The sequence below is a fragment of the Cognatishimia sp. genome (genome assembly GCF_049116455.1).
In the GTDB taxonomy this organism is placed as follows: domain Bacteria; phylum Pseudomonadota; class Alphaproteobacteria; order Rhodobacterales; family Rhodobacteraceae; genus Cognatishimia.
Genome location: NZ_JAGDYW010000005.1, coordinates 13725 through 33795, shown reverse-complemented (window position 1 = coordinate 33795; position 20071 = coordinate 13725). Strand labels below are relative to the sequence as shown.

General features: G+C 53.6%; 18 protein-coding genes. 8 read left to right on the top strand and 10 right to left on the bottom strand.

All coding sequences use genetic code 11. The annotated features are described in order from the left end of the window. Both JXQ85_RS12135 and JXQ85_RS12130 read left to right on the top strand, forming a co-directional pair. Nucleotides 1-1203, top strand: a complete 1203-nt coding sequence (locus tag JXQ85_RS12135; RefSeq protein ID WP_421749828.1) for a hypothetical protein — start codon at nucleotides 1-3, stop codon at nucleotides 1201-1203. Then, on the top strand, nucleotides 1200-2558 hold the full coding sequence (locus JXQ85_RS12130; RefSeq protein WP_421749197.1) for a cytochrome P450: 1359 nt from the start codon (nucleotides 1200-1202) through the stop codon (nucleotides 2556-2558). The genes JXQ85_RS12135 and JXQ85_RS12130 overlap by 4 nt, the downstream gene beginning before the upstream one ends. A gap of 68 nt (nucleotides 2559-2626) precedes the next feature. Here JXQ85_RS12130 and JXQ85_RS12125 read toward each other — a convergent pair whose 3' ends face one another. Beyond that, nucleotides 2627-2743, bottom strand: coding sequence for an entericidin EcnA/B family protein (locus tag JXQ85_RS12125; RefSeq protein ID WP_421749196.1), 117 nt, complete (start codon nucleotides 2741-2743; stop codon nucleotides 2627-2629). Between the two features lies 1 nt (nucleotide 2744). Next, entirely contained in the window at nucleotides 2745-4559 is a 1815-nt protein-coding gene (locus JXQ85_RS12120) for an extracellular solute-binding protein (RefSeq protein WP_421749195.1), read from the bottom strand. A 335-nt stretch (nucleotides 4560-4894) separates the two neighbouring features. On the opposite strand from JXQ85_RS12120, the gene JXQ85_RS12115 reads away from it, so the two are divergent. Continuing rightward, nucleotides 4895-5668, top strand: a complete 774-nt coding sequence (locus tag JXQ85_RS12115; RefSeq protein ID WP_421749194.1) for a 3-hydroxybutyrate dehydrogenase — start codon at nucleotides 4895-4897, stop codon at nucleotides 5666-5668. Nucleotides 5669-5773: 105 nt separating this feature from the next. Next, complete coding sequence (locus JXQ85_RS12110) at nucleotides 5774-6799, top strand: patatin-like phospholipase family protein (protein ID WP_421749193.1); 1026 nt, start codon at nucleotides 5774-5776, stop codon at nucleotides 6797-6799. On the opposite strand, the gene JXQ85_RS12105 is transcribed toward JXQ85_RS12110, so the two are convergent. The 4 genes from JXQ85_RS12105 to JXQ85_RS12090 form a co-directional block, all read right to left on the bottom strand. Continuing rightward, nucleotides 6800-7564: a DUF502 domain-containing protein gene (locus tag JXQ85_RS12105; RefSeq protein ID WP_421749192.1), complete on the bottom strand. Its 765-nt coding sequence runs from the start codon at nucleotides 7562-7564 to the stop codon at nucleotides 6800-6802. Between the two features lie 72 nt (nucleotides 7565-7636). Beyond that, nucleotides 7637-8551: a pseudouridine-5'-phosphate glycosidase gene (locus tag JXQ85_RS12100; protein ID WP_421749191.1), complete on the bottom strand. Its 915-nt coding sequence runs from the start codon at nucleotides 8549-8551 to the stop codon at nucleotides 7637-7639. After that, nucleotides 8548-9441, bottom strand: a complete 894-nt coding sequence (locus JXQ85_RS12095) for a PfkB family carbohydrate kinase (protein WP_421749190.1) — start codon at nucleotides 9439-9441, stop codon at nucleotides 8548-8550. Before JXQ85_RS12095 ends, JXQ85_RS12100 begins: the two co-directional genes overlap by 4 nt. A 43-nt stretch (nucleotides 9442-9484) precedes the next feature. After that, nucleotides 9485-10276: a DUF4198 domain-containing protein gene (locus JXQ85_RS12090; protein ID WP_421749189.1), complete on the bottom strand. Its 792-nt coding sequence runs from the start codon at nucleotides 10274-10276 to the stop codon at nucleotides 9485-9487. Between the two features lie 64 nt (nucleotides 10277-10340). On the opposite strand from JXQ85_RS12090, the gene JXQ85_RS12085 reads away from it, so the two are divergent. Further along, nucleotides 10341-11423 carry a HupE/UreJ family protein gene (locus JXQ85_RS12085; RefSeq protein ID WP_421749188.1) on the top strand — a complete coding sequence of 361 codons (1083 nt, stop codon included), beginning with the start codon at nucleotides 10341-10343 and terminating at the stop codon, nucleotides 11421-11423. A 68-nt stretch (nucleotides 11424-11491) separates the two neighbouring features. Here JXQ85_RS12085 and JXQ85_RS12080 read toward each other — a convergent pair whose 3' ends face one another. Further along, nucleotides 11492-12112: a thiamine phosphate synthase gene (locus JXQ85_RS12080; RefSeq protein WP_421749187.1), complete on the bottom strand. Its 621-nt coding sequence runs from the start codon at nucleotides 12110-12112 to the stop codon at nucleotides 11492-11494. A 67-nt stretch (nucleotides 12113-12179) separates the two neighbouring features. Beyond that, nucleotides 12180-12509: a TfoX/Sxy family protein gene (locus tag JXQ85_RS12075; protein ID WP_421749186.1), complete on the bottom strand. Its 330-nt coding sequence runs from the start codon at nucleotides 12507-12509 to the stop codon at nucleotides 12180-12182. Nucleotides 12510-12612: 103 nt separating this feature from the next. Between JXQ85_RS12075 and JXQ85_RS12070 the strand changes: the two genes are divergently transcribed. From JXQ85_RS12070 to JXQ85_RS12060, 3 genes are all read left to right on the top strand, one after another. Then, nucleotides 12613-13350, top strand: coding sequence for an RNA methyltransferase (locus JXQ85_RS12070; RefSeq protein WP_421749185.1), 738 nt, complete (start codon nucleotides 12613-12615; stop codon nucleotides 13348-13350). A gap of 97 nt (nucleotides 13351-13447) precedes the next feature. Further along, nucleotides 13448-14599 carry a heme A synthase gene (gene ctaA / locus JXQ85_RS12065; RefSeq protein WP_421749184.1) on the top strand — a complete coding sequence of 384 codons (1152 nt, stop codon included), beginning with the start codon at nucleotides 13448-13450 and terminating at the stop codon, nucleotides 14597-14599. A gap of 6 nt (nucleotides 14600-14605) precedes the next feature. After that, entirely contained in the window at nucleotides 14606-16081 is a 1476-nt protein-coding gene (locus tag JXQ85_RS12060) for a carboxypeptidase M32 (protein ID WP_421749183.1), read from the top strand. 54 nt (nucleotides 16082-16135) lie between these two features. Here JXQ85_RS12060 and gyrA read toward each other — a convergent pair whose 3' ends face one another. After that, nucleotides 16136-18883: a DNA gyrase subunit A gene (gene gyrA, locus JXQ85_RS12055; protein ID WP_421749182.1), complete on the bottom strand. Its 2748-nt coding sequence runs from the start codon at nucleotides 18881-18883 to the stop codon at nucleotides 16136-16138. 176 nt (nucleotides 18884-19059) lie between these two features. After that, a complete protein-coding gene (locus tag JXQ85_RS12050) occupies nucleotides 19060-20001 on the bottom strand; it encodes a radical SAM protein (RefSeq protein WP_421749181.1) in 942 nt (313 codons plus the stop codon). Nucleotides 20002-20071: the final 70 nt, after the last annotated feature.

The following is a 20071-nucleotide window of genomic DNA, read 5'->3' as shown; positions in this document are numbered from 1 at the left end:
ATGCCTCATACAGTTAAAAAGCGCCGGGTGTTTTACATCCCCGGGTATGATCCGATTCATCCGCGTCGGTATCGCGAGCTTTATCGCAAAGAAGGCGCTGCGCAGGGGGCAATCTCTGGCTACGAGGTGGCACTTAAGCCAAAACAGACTCAAGGCGCCTATGGCTGGCGCGTCGAAGGTGCGATTGATGGTGCAGAGACCATCGCCGATGTCGAGGTGCTTGTGTGGTCTGACATTGTGCAAGACAGCATGGATCTCGGCGTTTGGGCGACCTATCAGCAGATGGTGATCACGGCGTGGCGCTATATCGGTTCTGGAGCCTTGTGGCGCTTGATGCGCTTGCGCAAAGGGCCTGTTGTGGCAGCGCTATATCCCGTGGTGTTTCTTGTCGTGCAATTGCTGATCGCGCTTCTGGTTGCAGCAGGTATTGGCTGGCTGGTCACGATGTGGTTGCCTGATTGGCTTGGCCTGCTGGGGCTGGCTGTTGTGCCACCCATGCTGCATTGGTTTAAAAAGCAGGATAACAAAATCCTCGCCTATTATTTGATGCATGATTATTCCTATTCAGCCTCAACCCGGGGATCAAACCCACCGGAGCTTGAAGCCAGAATGGCTGAGTTTTCAGAACGCATTGCTGAGGTGCTAAAAGGCGATACGGATGAAGTTCTGGTGGTGGGCCATAGCTCGGGCGCGCATTTGGCGGTCTCGGTGATCTCGGATCTACATCGGGCAGGAAAGATAAAACCGGATGGTCCGGCGTTTGGCTTTCTATCTTTGGGGCAGGTGGTCCCGATGGTGTCCTTCCTCCCAGAAGCGCATCGGCTGAGGGCGGATTTGGGATATTTGTGCCAACAAGAAAACATCAGTTGGGTGGATGTGAGTGCGCCAGGGGATGGCTGTGCCTTTGCCCTTTGCGATCCGGTGGCTGTGAGCGGTGTTGCGCCTGAGACTGGAAAGCGCTGGCCATTGGTCTTGTCGGCCGCCTTCACGCAGACCTTAAGCCCTGCACGCTGGAAAGAGCTGCGCTGGCAATTTTTTCGCCTGCATTTCCAATATCTTTGCGCTTTTGATAATCCGGGTGACTACGATTATTTCAAGATCACCGCAGGGCCTGTGACGTTAGGGTCGAGGTTTGAAGACCGCCAGCCGTCGGCGTCTCGGATTGAAGAGCCGGTGAATAAGTTCACCTCTGTGAACCCATGACCATCAAGCCCCCGAAACCGCCGTCTCGACCCCCGCGAGTGTCACTAAGGCACTATGCCAAACTGTTTAAGCAGGACATCCTCTCGGCCCAGCCCGCGCGGCTTTACCGCGCTTGGATGGCAGAGTTTCGCACGCCGTTTTTTCGATCATATCTGGTCAACCAGCCGGATCTATTGAAAACCATTTTGAAAGATCAGCCGGATGATTTTCCGAAATCAGGGCGCATTTCAGAAGGGCTACGACCTTTGCTTGGAGACTCGGTTTTTCTGACCAATGGCGAGGTTTGGAAACGGCAGCGTCGTATCATTGATCCTGCCTTTGAAGGCGGGCGTTTACGCGATACCTTCCCAGCGATTTGGGCTGCTGCCGAGGCGTCTGTTTCGCGATTAAAGGGGCAAACCGGTCGCGAAATTGAGATAGAAGCCGAAACCAGCCATGCCGCCGCGGATGTGATCTTTCGCACGTTGTTTTCTATTCCAATTGAACATGACGTGGCCAGTCAGGTCTTTTCTGAATTCAAAGAGTACCAGCGCAGTCAGCCGCTTTTGAATATTGCGGCTTTGGTGCCTTTGCCACGATGGATGCCCCGCTTTTTCCGTCGTAAAACCAAAGAATCCGCAGCGTCGATCCGCGCTTTGATCACACAGCTGACCCATGAACGTATGGCCGAAATCGAGGCGGGCACCGCGCCGGATGATCTGGCTACGAAGATCATGACCACCACAGACCCTGAAAGTGGTGAACGGTTCACAGCCGATGAAATGGTGGATCAGGTCGCTATATTCTTCCTTGCGGGTCATGAAACCAGCGCCTCGGCTCTGGCTTGGACGCTTTACCTGATGGCGCTTTATCCAGACTGGCAAGATCAATTGGCAGAAGAGGCACAGGCGCTGCAAGAGGTCGATTTCGCGGTATTAAGCAAACTCAAACTCAGTCGCGATGTGTTCCGTGAAAGCCTGCGGCTTTATCCGCCCGTTCCGATGATGGTGCGTGAGAGCAATTGCCCCGTGACCTTCCGGGACCGTGACATCGCCCCAGGCAGCCAGATGGTGCTGTCGCCCTGGCATCTGCATCGTCATGAACGGCTTTGGGACAATCCGGATGGTTTTGATCCGACCCGTTGGCAAACCGAGAATGGCAAGCAATGTATGCGTGAGGCCTATATGCCGTTTTCAAGCGGACCCCGGGTCTGTACCGGAGCTGGCTTTGCCATGGTCGAAGGCGTGTTAATCCTGTCGATGATCTTGAAGGAATTCAAAATCGAACCAGTGGCGGGAAAAGAGCCTGTACCGGTGGCACATCTGACGGTGCGCAGCAAAGACGGGATTTGGCTTAAGCTGACGCCGCGACGTTAGGCGACCCAGAAGGCAAACGTAAAAAGAGGCGCCGCAGCGCCTCTTTTGTATGTCTATCTGTAGGTGATTTAGAACCAGCCAGAGACACGGCGTGCGCCGCCAGAGATGTCTTCGCCAACACCTTCAACGGTGGCGCAGCTTGCAAGTGCTGCAAAAAAAACAAAGGTCAGTGTGACTGCTTTCATTTTATTCCTCATACCACCAAGTTTCTGGTGTCATCCAATAGCCTTCGCCATAGATCGGCGTCTTGTCCGGGTAGCGCATTTCTTTCACATGAGCAATGCGGCCGACGGCATAGTTCCAGAACGGGATCACATAGCGTCCGGCTAAGAGAGTGCGGTCGAGTGCTTTGGTGGCGGCGACAAAATCCTCTTGGCTTTCGGATGTCAGCATTGCGTTGATCAAGCCATCAACGGCAGGAGATTTCACCCCCATCCAGTTGCGCGCACCTTCTTTGTCAGCCGCTTCAGAACCCCAATATAGGAACTGTTCATTCCCGGGGCTGAGGGACAGGCTGCGACGGAACCATGCCAGATCGAAATCATAGCTGTTTGTGCGTTCCGTATATTGTGCGCCATCCAGAACATCGATTTTCAAACCAATGCCAAGGCGATCCAGCGCCTCTTTGTAAATATCGACCACAGATTGTGTCTCTGTATCGCCCTGACGCAAGGCAATGTTCAGAACCAACGGCGTGCCGGTTTCACTTTGTAGAACGCCATCGACAATACCAAAGCCTGCATCTTCCAGCAGGCCTGTTGCGGTGCGGATGTTGCCGCGGTTACGTGCTGTGCCGTCTGCAACAGGCAGGTTGTAGCCTTCCACAGCGCCTTCGGGCAGGGCGGCGCCATGCTCTTCTAAGAAATCAGCAACACGACCTTTTGCCGGACCATGTTCCATTCCGAGAACGGAGTTGCTGAAATAGGATGTGATACGCGGCTGACGACCACCTGTGATTGTGTCGTTGATGAATTCAAAGTTGAACGCTTGTAGAAGCGCTTCGCGAACGCGAATGTCATCCAATGGGGCGCGGCGCGTGTTCATCACCAATCCAGTCATGCCAGAAGGTTTTTGATGCAGGAATTCGCTTTTAACGACGTCACCTGATGCGGCGCGCGGGAATGTGTAGTTGGTCGCCCATTTTTCAGCGTTGAATTCACGCAGGAAGCTGACTTCGCCCGCTTTGAAGGCTTCGTTCAACACTCCAGAGTCCCCAAAGAACTCGATCCGCACTTCGTCGAAATTGTGGGTGCCTCGGCGGAAGGCGATGTCTTTGCCCCAATAGTCGGGATTGCGTGTCAGAGTGACATAGCGATTGGCCTCAAAATCACTGATCATATAAGGCGAGGTGCCCATCGGCACCTGTTCCAAGGTGCTGTCATTGATATTGATGCCATCCCACTGCGCCTTTTTCAGGATTGGGCGCAGGCCGGCAATCAAGGCGAGTTCACGGTCTTCGGTGTTAAAGGTGATGCGGACGGTGCGATCGTCTGTGGCTTCAATTGTGTCGATCTTATTCCAGAACCCGTGGTAGCGCGGGTGACCCTCGGTGCCGAGGGTATCATAGGACCAGATCACATCCTCAACAGTCACGGGGCTGCCGTCCCAGAATTTGGCTTCAGCGCGCAAAGTGAACTCAACCCAGTCGCGATCAGGGCTGGTCTCGATGGTTTCCGCCAGAAGTCCATAAAGCGCAAATGGTTCGTCGCGGTTGCGGCCCATCAGGCTTTCATAGGCGAAAAAACGTAGCTGCCACGGCACTTTGCCTTTGCGCACAAAAGGATTGAGCGAATCGAATCCGCCGTTGTTGCCAGTAACGATTCGTCCACCTTTAGGTGCATCGGGGTTCGCGTAGGGCAGGGAAATATAATCCGCTGGAAGTTCTGGTTCACCATACATGGCGATTCCATGCTTGGGTTCGGCTAAGGCTGACGTGCCCATGAAAATAAGCGCCAAAGTGGCACTTTTCTGAATAAATTTACGGAAACTCACTGATGCCATCTGCCGAACAATCCCTCATAGACCTTGTTTCTTTGACCATAACGTATCTAGGGATTCCTGCCATATCAAACTTTTAGCTTGGACTCTTGGCATGACATTGCTTATAAAGATGTCACTGCTCGATAGGTTTCTTGCCTGTATGAAACCTGCCTCAATAACTTTACGCCCGCTTCGTGCGGGCGTTTTTTTTTGTTTGGGCGTCACGCAAAGGTGATTGGGTGGGTCGACATATCGCTCCCGTATGAATACCCGACAGCCGTTTTCCCCCTTATTATGCGCGTGCAGCATGATATGTTGCAGTTGCAAAGAAAATTGACGACGTCAGGGAGAGTGACATGACAGTTCAAGGCAAAACAGCGATCATTACCGGATCCAATTCTGGCATCGGTCTGGGAATCGCGCGCGCGATGGCAAAGGCTGGCGCTAATGTGGTTTTGAACTCTTTCTCTGATCGCGACGAAGATCATGCGCTGGCGGCAAGCATCGCTGAAGAATTCGGTGTAACCGCACAATACGTGAAAGCCGATATGTCCAAGGGCGACGAATGCCGTGCCTTGATCGGAAAGGCCGGTGGCTGCGATATCCTGGTGAATAACGCGGGCATTCAGCATGTTGCGCCAATCGATCAGTTCCCGGTCGACAAATGGGATGCGATCATTGCGATCAATATGAATTCGGTCTTTCACACAATGGCCGCAGCACTTCCAGTGATGCGCGAACGCGGCTGGGGCCGGATTGTGAATATCGCCTCCGCCCATGGTTTGACGGCATCCCCTTACAAAGCGGCCTATATTGCTGCCAAACACGGCGTGGTTGGCATGTCCAAAACCGTGGCGCTGGAAACAGCTGAAGAGCCCATCACCTGTAATGCGGTCTGCCCGGGCTATGTTTTGACACCACTGGTCGAGTCGCAAATTCCTGACACGATGAAGGAATATAATATGTCCCGTGAAGAGGTGATCAAAAATGTGATGCTGAAACGCCAGCCCTCCAAGGAATTCGCAACGGTTGAGCAGATGGGTGGCACAGTTGCCTTCCTGTGTTCGGAGGCAGCAGCACAGATCACCGGGACCACGATCAGTGTGGATGGCGGCTGGACGGCGCTTTAAGTCCGACTGATGAGGGGCAAAGCCCCTCAAACTCGCGTTAATTGATGAGGGGCTAAGCCCCTCAAACTCCTCTGAGTATTTAGTTAAAAGTGAAAAGGGTTCGCTGTGGTTCGTATTAACCTAGCTCTGCAAGGCGGCGGTGCGCATGGGGCCTTTACCTGGGGCGTTTTGGATGTGCTGCTGCAAGAGCCAGATTTGGAGATTGCGGCGATCTCAGGGACCTCTGCGGGGGCCCTAAATGGCGCGGCACTAAAGGCCGGGTTTATTTCCGGCGGTTCGGAAGCCGCGCGTGAGAACCTAGATTGGCTTTGGCGGCAGATGGGCGCTTTAAGTGGTCCGGCTGTGACGCAATGGATGGGCAGTTGGGGCGCGGGCGCTGTTGCGAAAGCTTTGGAGTATTCTTTGCCCTTTATGATGGCAGATATGGCGAGCCGCATGGTATCGCCTTATGCCTATGGGCCCTTTTACAGCCATCCACTAACGTCGATTGCCGAGGCTTTTCGATACGATAAGGTTTGCGCCGAAGATGGCCCGCAGCTTTTTGTCTGTGCAACCAATGTGCGCACAGGAAAGGCACGCGTCTTTACGCGACACGAAATCAACACCGATGTGATCCTGGCCTCTGCTTGCCTGCCAACTGTGTTTCAGGCGGTGGAAATTGAAGATTCAAAGACCGGTCGGCGCGATGCGTTTTGGGATGGCGGGTATACCGGCAATCCCGCTTTGTGGCCGTTTTTTGAGCCGCATTTGCCAGACGACATTATGATCGTGAATATCAACCCGATTGAGCGTAGCGAGACACCGGTGACGCCGCAGCAGATTCAGTCGCGCATGAATGAGATCAGTTTCAATTCGTCATTGATGAGCGAGCTGCGCGCGATTTCCTTTGCAAAACGTCTGCTTAAACGAGGCGCTGTTCAGGAAGGCGACATGAAGGATGTGAACGTCCATATGATTGCTGATGACGATCTGATGAATGATCTATCCGCGGCGACAAAAATGGTGCCGGTGCCCGTGATCCTGTCCCAACTTAAAGAGGCCGGACAGGTAGCGGCAAAGACATTTTTGAACGATCACAAAGCGAAGCTTGGCAAAGAAAGCTCAGTTGATATCACCAAAATGTACGGCTGATCACTCAGCTGCTTTTGGTGTGTCGTCGCCCAGATCGAGCGAAGGCTGGTTTGGATCTTTGGGGTTTGGATAAACCAGCCCCGCCGAAATCACCAATTTCGCCGCATCTTCCACGCTCATATCCAATTCAATGACATCGCTTTCAGGGAAGAACAGCAAAAAGCCAGAGGTCGGGTTCGGTGTCGTCGGCACAAAGACCGACAGCAGCTGATCCTCATGCGGAGCACGTTCATTCACTTCGCCTTTGGCCGTGGTCGAGATAAAACCAACCGCCCAAATACCTTCACGCGGATATTGCACAAGGCAGGCTTTTTCAAAGCTGCGATCGGACTGGGCAAAAACCGTTTCCGCGATCTGTTTCACACCGGAATAGATCGACCGCACAACCGGCATACGATCTACCAATGTTTCCGCATAGCGGATCATCGAGCGGCCCATCAGGCCCTTGGCAACCCAGCCAATGAAGATTGTGAAGATCAGGAAAAAGACCACGCCAACGCCGCGGATATTGATTTTGACGTCTTCGCCAATCCACGCGTTGTAACGATCTTCGCCAATCACATAGCGCAGCAGATTATCGGGCTGATAAAACTCGGGCACAAAGGGCAGCACAAAGCCGTCTACCCAGCCAATAAAGGACCAGATCAGCCAGATAGTGAAGGCCACAGGGGCGATCACCACAAGACCCGTCAAAAAGGACGAGCGCATCCGGGCCAGAAAGCGCGGTTTAGCCGGAGTATGGGTCTCGTCAAACGGTGTGGTCATCGTGGTCTCATCTGTTTCTGGCTAGATAAGGTCTTGTGCCTCAAGCTTCAATAACGTGGTAATGGCAGGGCGTTAACCCTCCAAAGAGCAAAGTTCGACGGCAATTTCAGATGCCAGACGCGCATTGTTCAGAACCAGGGCAATATTGGCCTCTAGGGAACGTCCGTCGGTCAATTCGAAAATACGTGCCAACAAGAAGGGCGTCACGCCTTTGCCGCTAACACCTTGGGCATCGGCCTCTTCAGTGGCCTGTGCAATGATCGGTGCTAATACTTCGGCAGCGATCTCTGCTTCTGCCGGGATCGGGTTTGCGATCAGCTGACCACCGGGTAAGCCCATTTGGCCACGCATGGCGTGGCTGGCTGCGATCTCTTTGGCTGTGTCCAGGCGTAGCGGGGCGGCGAGATCAGAGTGCTGAGACCAGAACGCCGGGAAGCTGTCTTGGCCGTAGGCGATCACAGGCACACCCTGGGTTTCCAGCACTTCTAAGGTTTTTGGAATATCGAGAATAGCTTTTGCACCGGCAGCCACGACGCTGACCGGGGTCGCGGCCAGCTCTGTCAGGTCAGCGGAGACATCAAAGCTGAGTTCCGCGCCCTTGTGTACGCCACCAATGCCACCGGTTGCAAAAACCTTGATGCCCGCCATATGCGCGCCGATCATGGTCGCAGCAACCGTGGTTGCACCCGTGCGACCGGTTGCAATACAAACCGGCATGTCTGCACGCGAGACTTTCATCACGTCTTTGGCTGTTGCAAGCGCTTCCAATTGTGCATCATCCAGGCCGATGTGCAGCACACCATCCACTACTGCGATTGTCGCTGGCGTTGCGCCATGTTCACGCACTGTGGCTTCAACCTTACGCGCCACTTCGACGTTTTGCGGGTAGGGCATGCCGTGCGTGATGATGGTGCTTTCCAGCGCTACAATCGGTGTGTCTGCCTCTTTGGCTTTGGCCACTTCTGGTGACATGACAAATAGGCTCATTTCGGGTTGCCTCCGGATACGTAAATAGCGGCTGCGCGGATCGCGCGGTTAAGAGCTTCGTCGCGGTCAGCGCCTTCATTTTCCGCAGCAATATGGGCGGCCATGAACGTGTCGCCAGCACCGGTCACACGGGTGACCATAACGGATGGGGGAACCTGCGTGATGACGCCATCCGGCGTCGCGTCGCTTGCGCTATTGCCACCATCAGTGACCAGCGCGCGTAGAGCGCCACGCTCAAGCAATCCAGCGGCGGCTTCTCCAGATGAGGTGAATTCTTTCTGGCAGAGCAGACTTGCTTCTTCGAGGTTCACATAAAGCGTTGCACGTTTATGCACTAAGAAGGGCAGCAGGCGCTCTGCTTTTCCGGGAGAAGCCGGAGCCACACGCAGATCAGCATTAGCAAAGGCCGGGCTCACAGCGATTTTTTCAAGCAGGCTTTGTGTGAGGTTGCCATCAAGTGCGATGTAGCCTTCGTAAGGGGTCTCTTCGCTCCCCAATGTGCCGTCATTCAGCGCGCGTAGGATTTTACTACCTGCAGCTTCGAGCGAGTGTGCGTCGGCAATCGCAGCAATCAATCCGTTTGCGCCTTCTACCGCCATATAGCGATCGGTTGGCAGATCTTCGGATCGGTAAACATGGCTGGTTTCCATGCCCAACTCTTCGCAGGCTTCGATCAGCTCATCGCCCTGAGTGTCACGGCCAATCGCGGTCAAAAGCGAGGCCTTAAGGCCAAAGCGCGCAAAAGTCATCGCGATGTTCATGGCCACGCCGCCGGGCAGACGGGTGATGCGTCCGGCGACGTCAGAGCCTTGACGCATATGCACCGGCGCGCGGCCGATCACGTCCCACAGAACAGAGCCAATGCAGAGAATATCATGTGATTTGGTCATAGACCGCTTTTGGCGACAAAGTGGCCCCAAGACAAGAGGTGGATCATTCAGGAACAGTAAAAGTCATAGAGGCCCATATGCTTTCCCAAATCATGCCGTCTTTATTGATTTTATCTTCCGGTCGCGAGCGCAGAAGAACGGAATCGAGAAGATAGTCGAACCCTGATTTGACCGGGATCGTAACCTCTCCGTTCAGATCCGTGCGCAATAGGAAAATATGGACCTCATCGTTTGGAGCGCGTTCAAAAACCTCAACCTGCGCATTGGCGCGTGGTTGGTTCTGATAGAGGAGTTGAAATGAAAGCCCGTCGGTAAGATCATCGGAATAGGGGTTTTTTAATGCAACAAATTCAATCTCAAGCCCGGTTGACTGATCACTGCCTTCGCCATGACCAATCGCAACCAGCGACTTGGCATATCGTACATAGCCTTCGGTGATGGGGTAGCTCGGGTTTGGATGAGCTGACGTATCTAAGTCTTTGTGTGTGACAAAGGCGTCAAACTTGGCGGCGTCTTCATAGCTGATCCGATTGCGGGTTGTTTCATGGGCGAAGCTGATTAGGCCCTGTGTCGACGTTATGAACGACACCGCGGGAATATCTCCATCGCGCCCGGAATATTCGGTCATATTGCCATTTAAATGTATTTCCGAACGACGTGTTCGGCGATCAAACCAACTGAGCGCCCCACCTTTAAATTCCTGCCCATTGCGGAAATTTGCATTCAGCGTTTCCCCCGCTTCGATCTGAAAAACCTCTGGCTCGATCCAGAACTCATGGCTAAGACTAGGCGAGGCGGCCAAAACCGCAAAAAGAAGTGATGTAACGAGGCGCATGATGGACCTTTCAAAGGGCTTGCCCCATAAGCTGACGCAATGGGTGATATTGTCAATTCTTTCGATGGCATTTTTCGCTTCACCTTCGCGTGCACATGAGCTGAATCCAACGATTGCAGACTTTACCGTGACCGATGGGACATTGGTTCTTGATCTGCAAATGAATGCAGAGGCGTTTTTGGCCGAATTAAACCTTGATGGGGTCCGCGACACCAATGATGCGGATGGGGCCGTGAATTATGATGCCCTGCAAAATCAAACCGGTGCTGACATCGAGGCGCTTTTTGCAGCGCAGGCTGATGATTTCGCTAAAGGGTTGGTGGTAAGTAGCGGCGAAACTGCAGTTGCCCTGGCATTTCAGTCCATCAAAACGCCCGTCATAGCCTTGCCAGAGGTCGCGCGTTTGAGCGCGGTTCAATTTACAGCAAACTTGCCAGCAGAGGCGCGGGACATTTCCTTTGCTTGGGGTGCCGGTTACGGTGAAATTGTTATTCGTCAACAAGGCGTCGAAGAACCCTATACGGGCTTTCTTGTGGGCGGTGAGACAACACCTGACATTGCGCTTGCAGGCGGGGCAGCCATGACTGGGTGGCAGAGTTTTGTCAGCTATATCCCCGTTGGTTTTGATCACATTCTGCCCAAAGGGTTGGATCATATCTTGTTTGTGTTGGGGCTGTTTTTTCTTTCCCTGCGGATGGGAGCCTTGCTTTGGCAAGTCACCGCCTTCACAGCTGCACATACGGTGACCTTGGCCTTGGGGGCTTTGGGGGTCATCACTGTTCCTGGCAGCATCGTTGAGCCCATTATTGCGGCCTCAATCGTCTATGTCGGGGTGGAAAACATCCTGTCAAAGGGGCTGAACAAGTGGCGACCCATCGTGGTATTTGGCTTTGGGCTGTTGCATGGCTTGGGATTTGCCTCAGTGCTTGGCGACTTTGGCCTGCCGGCTGGGCAATTTATTCCAGCACTGCTTGGCTTCAACATCGGTGTCGAGCTTGGTCAGCTAACAGTGATTGCAGTGGCCTTCCTTGCGGTTGGTCTCTGGTTTGGCTCAAAGCCTTGGTACAAAAACTATATCGCCAACCCGGCATCTGCTGCGATTGCCTTGGTAGGGGCTTACTGGGTTATTGAGCGGGTGTTTTTGTAGCTAGGTTGGGGTTTAACCCATCGAAATACGCTACAAATAGAATGGTGGGGTGAAACCCCACCCTAAGATCACTTCATCGCCGCCATGAATTGCTTCATGCGCGCCAGCGGGTCATCTTCGCGCCAGATCTCTTCGCCGATACCAAAGAAATCCGTCACTGGCGCCAGGGTACGGATGGTATCCTCGTGCAGCGCGCCTTCAGCGACAACGGGCACTTCGATCATCTGTGACCACCATTCAAAAAGCTCATGCTCTGCAAGGGTGCCATCGCCCAAAGGCGTTTCGGCAACCGGACCAAAACAAACGTAATCTGCACCCATTTCGCCCGCATTCATCCCGTCATGGCGCGATGCGCCGCAGAACGTGCCAACAATCGCATCGTCGCCTAGGTCTTTGCGCACTTTGCGCACCGACCGAGACCCGTCGACAAGATGCACCCCATCCAAGCCCAGGCGTTCCGCCAGCAGCAAGTGTTCTGAAATGACCAGTGCTGTATCGCGTGGATAGCAAACCTCGCGCACAGCGTCTGCAGCGCGGCTTAGACGGTCTTCATCCCGGGTCGCCATGGCGACACGCACACAAGCGACGTCAACCTCATCCAACACCCGCGCAAGCTGCGTTGGAAAGGTGCTGAGTTCAAATTCTGGCGGTGTGATCAGATAAATCTGTGGTTGCTCGATGTCAGACATAGTGCATTTCCCGGAACGTCTTTTGGCTGCTATAACGTGGAAAACGCGCCTTGGCCATCCAGAAGCGTCATTTAGATGGCATCGCGCCCACGTAAGCCTTTGCCAGCGCAAGGATTTGCTGCCGCCGTATGTCGTCTTCGAAAAGATCCTCATCAGCATCAATAAAACCGGGCATAGGGCGTTTGGTGAAAGCCATTTTGTTTGCGCCTTCGATGCTCAAAGCTTCGGGTTCCAGCTCTTTGCCGACCCGAAACATCCCGCCACCTTTATGAACGCCGCACAACATATTGCCGTTCAACATGAAACAGATACCGCCAAACATCTTCTTTTCCACGATACCCGGATAATCCACCAAATCATCACGCAACAGCGCCAAATGTCCTTCGTCATAAGCCATTGGGGTCTCCTTAAATCACTTGTTAAATGCAAGTAAACTGCGAGATGACTTGTTTTGCAAGCATGCTCTGGGTATGAGCCGCTGAATTCAGATGGAGTCCACCATGCCAAATCCAAATCCACAGCCCGCAATTGTTTTGGTGCGCCCGCAAATGGGTGAGAACATCGGTGGGGCCGCGCGTGCGATGTGGAACTTTGGTTTGGACCGCATGCGCATTGTGAACCCGCGCGATGGATGGCCAAACCAAAAGGCTGTGGCGATGTCATCGGGGGCAGGGCGCCTGTTGGATGAGGCACAGATTTGCAGTTCTGTGGCGGAAAGCATTGGGGATTGCACATATGTCTTTGCCACCACGGCGCGGGCGCGGGATTTGACCAAGCCTGTCATGACTCCTGAACACGCCATGCAGGTGGCGCGAGAGAAGATCGCAGCAGGTGAAAAGGTGGCAGTCTTGTTTGGCCCGGAACGCTCTGGGCTGGAAAACGAAGACATTTCATATGCCAACGCGATCATCAACGTGCCGGTAAATCCGGAATATGCATCGTTAAACTTGGCGCAATGTGTTTTGCTGACCGCTTATGAATGGATGCGCGGCACCGTTGAGGTTGAACCCGAACGTATGGAACTGGCCAAAACCGAATGGGCCAACCACTCTGAGGTCGAAGCCCTTGCACGCCATTATGAACAGCGATTGGATGAGGCCGGGTTTTTTTACCCAGAAGCAAAGGCCGAGAACATGAAGGTCAACCTGCGCAACATGTGGTCGCGCCTGCCGTTGACACGTGCGGATGCCCAGATGATGCATGGCATGTTGCGTCAGCTGTTGCGGCGCAAAGACTAGTCGGACCAACCGCCGCAGCGCGATAAAAATCCACCGGACTGGCTTGAAGAGCAGAGGGCTCAGCCCTAGTCTCCGATCAAACCGCAAGGACAGTAAGATGAGCCAAAAGCGTAGTATTTTCGAAGATGTAGCCGACCAGAAGCCAAACCAAGCAACGGCCCAATCAACAGCCAAAGGTGCGATCGATGCCGCCCCAAAGGGCGCGCGGCGCGGTATTCGTGCATGGTTGATGGTGTTGTTTGCGCTTGTTGTCACAATGATCGTCGTCGGCGGGCTGACCCGTTTGACAGACAGCGGGCTTTCGATCACCGAATGGAAACCCGTCACGGGGGCTGTGCCTCCGACCAGCGAAGCGGTCTGGCTTGAAGAATTCGAAAAATACAAACAGATCCCAGAATATCAGTTGCAAAACAAAGGCATGAGCCTTGCTGAATTCAAAACCATCTATTGGTGGGAATGGGGTCATCGTCAGCTGGGCCGTGTGATGGGCCTTGTCTGGGCGGTAGGTTTCCTGGGCTTTGCAGCCACACGAAATATCCCGACTGGCTGGACAGGACGCTTGTTCCTGATTGGCGCATTGGGTGGTCTGCAAGGTGCAATCGGTTGGTGGATGGTATCCTCTGGACTGGAGGGCACGATGCTGGATGTGGCCTCTTATCGTCTGGCCACACACTTGGGGTTGGCCTTTGTTATCCTTGGTTTCATTGCATGGTACGTCTTCCTGTTGGGCCGTGAAGAGCGTGATCTGCTGCAGGCGCGTCGTGGCAAAGAAGCGAAACTGTTTTCTCTATCAACGGGCCTTTTGCATGCCAGCGGCCTTCAAATCCTGCTCGGCGCGCTGGTTGCTGGTATCGACGCTGGCCGCAGCTACACCGATTGGCCGTTGATGGGCGGACGTATCCTGCCGGAGGGCATGTTTGAACTGATTCCGCTTTGGTCAAATTTCTTTGAAAACGCAGGCACCGTTCAGTTCATGCATCGTGTCTGGGCCTATCTTCTTTTTGCCTTCACCATAGTTGTTTGGCGCCGCGCGCGTGGCTCTGCGCATGACAAAACCCGCTTTGCATTCAATCTCGTCATGGCAGCTATGACGATTCAGGCGGTACTCGGAATTATGACAGTTTTGTATATCGCCCCTTGGCAGCTTGCGATTTTGCACCAGTTGACAGCAGTTGCCGTTTGGGTGTTGATCCTGCGGGCCCGTTTCCTCAGCCACTATCCAATCTCGACTGGGATTAAGGGAGGTTAGGATATTATGAATGCTCTCAATGATTTGATGGCGTTTCAAAAGGATACCGAGGCATTGGCCCAAGTGGCGGGTCGTCTGGGTTGGGATCAGGAAACCATGATGCCAGCTGGCGCAGCACCTCAGCGTGGCGACGAAATGGCCGCGATGGAGAAAGTCCTGCACGCGCGCCGCATTGATCCAAAGATCGCAAAATGGCTGGACGCCATCGATGTGAGCGCCTTGGATATTGCAGGTCAAGCGCAGGTGCGGGAAATCCGTCGCTCTTACGAGCGGACTTCAAAAATCCCTGCTGATCTTGCCGCTGCCATCGCGCGCGTCACCAGCATGTCACAAGGCACTTGGGCCAAAGCCCGTGCTGCTGAAGATGTGGCGGCCTTCTTGCCAGCCTTAGAAGAGGTTGTGCGCCTCAAACGCGAAGAAGGTCAGGCACTGGCGCAGGGTGGCGACGTCTATGACGCCATGCTGGATGACTATGAGCCAGACATGACCGCCGTGCGTTTAGCCGAAATCTTTGATGCGATGCGGCCACGTCTAGTGGATTTGCGCGCCAAAGTGCTGGACGCGCAAGCGCCACGTGCATTGACGGGCCTATATCCAGAAAAAGCGCAGCTTGAAGTGTCTGACAAACTGGCACGTGCCTTTGGTTATGACTTTAACAATGGTCGTATCGACAAAGCGGTGCATCCATTCAGCTCTGGCTCCGGTCAAGATGTGCGCATCACGACCCGTGTCAGTACGGATGATCCGTTCAATTGTTTCTATTCGACAATCCACGAAGTTGGTCATGCCTGCTATGAGCAAGGCATTGATAATGCTTACCTTCTAAGCCCTCTGGGTCGTGGTGTGTCGATGGGCGTGCATGAAAGTCAAAGCCGTATTTATGAAAACCAATTGGGCCGTTCACGCGCCTTTACCGGTTGGCTGTTTGACCTGATGTGCGATCACTTTGACGAGTTTGATGTCTCTTCTGAAGAAGACTTCTACAAGACAGTCAACAGTGTGAACAAAGGCTACATCCGCACGGAAGCAGATGAAATACAGTACAATCTGCATGTCATGCTGCGCTTTGACCTGGAGCGCGCCTTGATGAGTGGTGATCTGGCTGTTGCGGATCTGGAAGCCGCTTGGAATGACCGCTTTGAAGCCGATTTCGGATATGCGGTTGATAAGCCAAGCAACGGTGTGCTGCAGGACGTGCACTGGTCCGTGGGTCTCTTTGGATATTTCCCGACCTATGCGTTGGGCAACGTCTATGCGGGTTGCCTGCATGAGGCGCTGCGCAAGGATGTCACCGATCTGGATGCGCAACTGCGCGATGGAAATACTTCGGTCGCCACAGGATGGTTGCGCGATAAGTTACAGCAACATGGTGCGCTGCGGTCCCCACATGAAACCATTGCGTTGGCAAGCGGCATGGAGCCTGGACCGGAACCAATGCTCAACTATCTCGAGAAGAAGTTCTCGGAACTTTATGATGTATAAAGAAAAAGCCCGCTTCTTAAAGCGGGCTTTTTTGATTTTGTGATGGGCAGAAGATTACTCTTCTGCGCCACCTTCTTCGTCTTCTTCATTCTGCTCCGCGATCCAAGCGACGGAAACAACTTCTTCACCTTTGCCGGTGTTGAAGACTTTCACGCCACCCGCAGAGCGGCTGCGGAAGGAGATGCCATCAACAGGTACGCGGATCGATTGACCTTTCGAGGTCGCCAACATGATCTGATCGCCCAGTTCCACAGGGAATGACGCGACCAATTCACCGCCACGCATGGCTTTGTCCATCGCAGCTACACCCATGCCGCCACGGCCACGCACCGGATAGTCATGTGAGCTGGACAATTTGCCAGCGCCACCGGTCGTGATCGTCAGGATCAGGTTTTCAGCCGCAGACATTTCCGCATAGCGTTCCTGAGAAATCGATGCGTTTTCATTGGATTCTTCGTCTGAAGTACCTTCGTCATCAACTGCACCGGCAACAGCGCGGCGCATTTTCAAATAGGCGGAACGTTCATCTGTGGTTGCTTCGAAGTGACGGATGATCGACATCGAGACAACTTTATCGTTGTCCCCCAGTTTCACACCGCGCACACCGGTTGAGGCACGCGAGTTAAACACCCGGACGTCCGTTGCCGGGAAGCGGATTGCGCGACCAGAATTGGTGACCAACATGACATCATCATCGTTCGATGCGATGCGGGCATTGATCATCTTCCAATCCGCGTTATCTCCTTCAAACTTCATGGCAATTTTGCCGTTGGACTTCACATTTGTGAAATCGCTGAGCTTGTTGCGGCGTACGGTACCATGGTCAGTGGCAAAGACAACTTGAAGATCGTCCCACTCTTTTTCGTCGCGATCGACAGGCATGATCGCTGCAATGGAAACACCCTGCGGGATTGGCAAAATGTTGATGATCGCTTTGCCTTTGGCAGTCCGGCCACCCAGCGGCAGACGCCAGGTTTTCAGCTTATAAACCATACCATCGGTGGTGAAGAACAAGAGTTGCGTATGGGTGTTGGCCACAAAGAGGGTTGTGACAACGTCCTCTTCTTTGGTCTGCATCCCGGAAATGCCCTTACCGCCGCGTTTTTGAGCGCGGAAATCAGCTAGAGCAGTCCGTTTGATGTAGCCACCGGAGGTGACGGTCACGACCATGTCTTCGCGCTCGATCAGGTCTTCATCGTCCATGTCGCCGGACCAATCAACGATCTCGGTGCGACGTGGTACGGAGAATTTCTCTTTAACTTCAGTCAGTTCGTCTGAAATTAAACCCATGATGCGTTCGCGGGACGATAGGATTTCAAGGTATTCCTTGATCTTGCCCGCCAGTTCTTCGAGCTCATCAGTGACTTCTTTCACACCAATTTGCGTCAGACGCTGCAGGCGCAAGTCCAAGATCGCGCGGGTTTGGGTTTCTGACAGATAATAAGTGCCGTCATCGTTGATCTTATGGGTCGGATCGTCGATCAGCTGGATATAGGCAGCGATATCAGAGGCCGGCCAGCGGCGCTCCATCAACTTGGCTCGTGCTTCAGCAGCATCCGCAGAAGAGCGGATGGTGGCGACGATTTCGTCGACGTTGGACACCGCTACGGCCAAACCACAAAGGATATGGCTGCGTTCGCGTGCTTTGCGCAGCTCATAAGCAGTACGGCGCGCAACAACGTCTTCACGGAAGTCGATAAAGGATGTCAGGAAGGCGCGCAGGGTCAGCTGCTCTGGGCGACCACCATTCAGCGCCAACATGTTGCAGCCAAAATAGGTCTGCATCGGAGTGAAGCGGAAGAGCTGGTTCAGAACAACCTCGGCTGTCGCGTCACGCTTGAGCTCCACGACGACACGCACACCGTTACGGTCGGATTCATCCTGAACGTGGGCGACGCCTTCGACCTTTTTCTCACGCACTTGCTCGGCGATCTTTTCGATCATCGCTGCCTTGTTAACTTGATAAGGAATTTCATCAATAACAATGGCGTAGCGGTCTTTCCTAATCTCTTCCACGCGGGTTTTGGCACGTACAATTACAGAGCCGCGGCCCTCAAGATAGGCTTTGCGGGCGCCGGATCGACCCAACATGATGCCGCCTGTTGGAAAGTCTGGGCCTGGAACATATTCGATCAGCTCTTCGCTGGACAGATCAGGGTTTTCGATCAAGGCCAGCGTAGCTTCGCAGACTTCGCCGAGGTTATGTGGTGGGATATTGGTCGCCATACCAACCGCAATACCGCCAGCACCGTTGACCAGCATATTTGGGAAACGCGCAGGCAGAACCGTTGGCTCACGGTCTTTGCCATCGTAGTTGTCTTGGAAATCGACCGTGTCTTTTTCGATATCCGCAAGAACAAAGGCCGCCGGTTTGTCCATGCGCACTTCGGTGTAACGCATCGCCGCCGGGTTGTCGCCGTCCATAGAGCCAAAGTTACCCTGACCGTCCAAAAGCGGCAGGGACATCGAGAAATCCTGCGCCATACGTACCAAGGCATCATAGATCGCGCTGTCACCATGCGGGTGATATTTACCCATAACATCGCCAACTGGACGTGCGGATTTACGATAGGATTTATCGTGGGTGTTTCCGGTTTCATGCATCGCGTAAAGGATGCGGCGGTGCACCGGTTTCAACCCGTCGCGCAGGTCAGGAATCGCACGGCTCACGATCACGCTCATCGCGTAATCGAGATAGGAGGTGCGCATTTCCTCTTCAATAGAGATCGAAGGTCCCTCATGCTCCATACGAGCGACTGGGGTTTCTTCTTCGTTTTCAGGCGTTTCTGGCGTGTCGTTCACGTACCGTGCTCGCTTCTTTTTGACATCAATATTTTGTTGTCATTTTTATAACAGACCCCGGATGTAGGGTGCAATGGCAGAGCCCACGAAAGCATGCCGCTTTCGTCAGTTTTAGGGTAAGTCCCTGATAAACAATAACGAAATATTGCTGATTTTCGACAGCCTAAAGGATCAGGTCACGCAGAGCAGCTGGCGCCTCCAAGAACGCAGAATTTCGCGCAGTGCGGGTGGTTCAACTGGACCGGCTTTTCGGCGTCTTCGAGCGTTGGACCCATGTCAAATTCACGCTCATAGGGCAGCAGGGTGCAGGCAATCACAGATGGGGTGTCAGCGCCCTTATGTTTGACCACCATACGAGAGTTTGAGCACATGACCTGGGTTGGGGATTTATCAAGAATACCCCAGCAGGCCGTTGTGATTTCAGGCACTTCAACCTTTTCATCCATTTCTGGGAAAAGAACAGTTATTCCAGGGTTTTGTGCGTCAATCTCAAAGCTATGCTTTGCATAGAACTCCGCATAACCCGTGCGAGATTCTGCATCACTTTCGCCCCAAACGGTGCGTCCGGCGACGGCCATTTGAAAACCATTGTCGCGCAGCCATTCCATGCCGGTCACGGTTTTATCAAAGCTGCCTTTGCCGCGTTCTTTGTCGTGCAGCTCGGCAGACCAATGATCAACAGAAATCCGGAAGGTCAGCTTGCTGGCATAATCCTTGTGCAGTTCCAGCAGGCCTTCTTTGACCTTTTTGCGTTGCATTGGCAGCATCGCGTTGGTCAAGATAAGCACCTCATAACCGCGTTCCAGCGACCGACGGGTCATTTCCACCATGTCCGGGTTCATAAAGGGTTCACCACCGGTAAATGCGATCTCACGCACGCCCCAGTTGCGGGTTTCAAGCTGATCAAGGTAGTCGCTGACCTCATCTGCGGTCAGATAAACCAGCGCATCATTGGTTGGAGAGCTTAAAATATAACAGTTTTCGCATTCGATATTGCACAGTGTTCCGGTGTTGAACCACAGCGTCTGCGGATCCGTCAGGGCCACATGCGCACGTTCTTCGCCCTTTGCCGTAACAAAAGCGTCCTCAAATTTACCGAAATTCGCGTTATCTTTCATGAGCCTGTCAATCCTGTGTTTCTTTTGTGCTATCGAAGTTCAACGCATCTGCAAACCCGTTTGAGTCGCC